This window comes from Pseudomonas sp. GW821-FHT09C09 (assembly GCF_059418105.1).
Map to the genome: position 1 here is coordinate 1 of NZ_JBWKPF010000016.1, position 1,300 is coordinate 1,300.

Annotated in this window: 1 protein-coding gene; it reads right to left on the bottom strand. The window is 55.8% G+C overall.

Annotated elements, in window-relative coordinates:
• Positions 1 to 52 precede the first annotated feature (52 nt).
• Positions 53 to 1,213: an integrase core domain-containing protein gene (locus AC07NR_RS29080; protein ID WP_495080000.1), complete on the bottom strand. Its 1,161-nt coding sequence runs from the start codon at positions 1,211 to 1,213 to the stop codon at positions 53 to 55.
• Between the last annotated feature and the right edge of the window lie 87 nt (positions 1,214 to 1,300).

The following is a 1,300-nucleotide window of genomic DNA, read 5'->3' on the forward strand; positions in this document are numbered from 1 at the left end:
CCCTCACTGTAGAGACCGGTACATCCTTTACACATTAGACCGGGGACATCGTTTACACCTTTTGAAGGCTTGATACGCGCTTGGCACCGTGTTCAAGCCTGCCTAAACAGAAGTTGCAAAGGTACAACTCCCACACGTCATCAGCCACTTCCTTCAGTGCGATGTCCTCGCCGATCAGCGCCTCACCCAAAAACATTCGTTGCCCCTTCCACTTGAACTCGCCGTTCGAGCGAACCTTGCGTACCTCAACATCAGGGCCGTATTCGACCGCAGGCAAGTAGCCCGGATACGGGCGCAACGAAGGTCTGTAGACGGAAGCCGGCGGCTTCATGCCCAGTGCGGTATGTGGTCGATCATGGTTGAAGTCCTGGACGAACTCTTCAAAGGCCAGCTGCTGGCGTACGAGATTTTCCGCAGGTATTCGCAGTACCGCTGCTTTGAGGGTGCGATGCATCCGTTCGTGCCGACCATTTTGGTCAGGGCGGCCAGGTGTAATCGTTTCAATATGAATGCCATGCCTGATGAACCAGACGGACAACTTCGACAGCCGCGCTAAACCTGTCGACGCAAAAGGTGCTCCATTATCGGTGCGGATTACGTCCGGCAACCCAAACTCCCGAAAAGCCCATTCGAATCCCTGTCGCGTCGGCTCACTGTGCGTGCCGGGCAGCGCCCGGCAGAGCAGCAGATAGCGGCTCATCTGATCGGTAATGGTCAGCGGATAGCACCAATTGCCGTCCTGCATCCTGAACTGCCCTTTGAAGTCGGCACACCAGGTCTGGTTGGGCTCATCGACTGGACGTAAATGCGTCGGGGCACGCGTGCGCAAAGGATAAGGGCGCCGCGCAACTACCAAACCTGCCTTCTTCAACCATTCCCCAGCAGTGCTCGCGGCCGGCCATGGAATCTGTGGATCGGACTTTCGCAGGCGATCAATGATCTGTTTCGGACCTCGATCGGGATGTTCGTTTTTCTTGGCCAGCAATGTGGCGATGATTTCATCCGAGGTTTGATGAGGGCAGTTCAAAGGCTTGCGGGATTGCTCTTTCAAGCCGTCCACGCCGAGCGCTGCATACCGATCCAGCCATTTATCGACGGTTGGGCGGCTGACGCCGTAACGCCGGCTCAATTGGCTTTTGGTGTAGCTGCCGCTGAGCCAGTCACTGACTAATTTCACTCGCTGATCCATCGGGGACTCTTGATTCCAGGGCATGGTCAGTACCTCCTGACCAATATTGATACCTGTAAACCATGTCCCCGGTCTCAAACGTAAAGGATGTACCCGGTCTTTACCCACCCT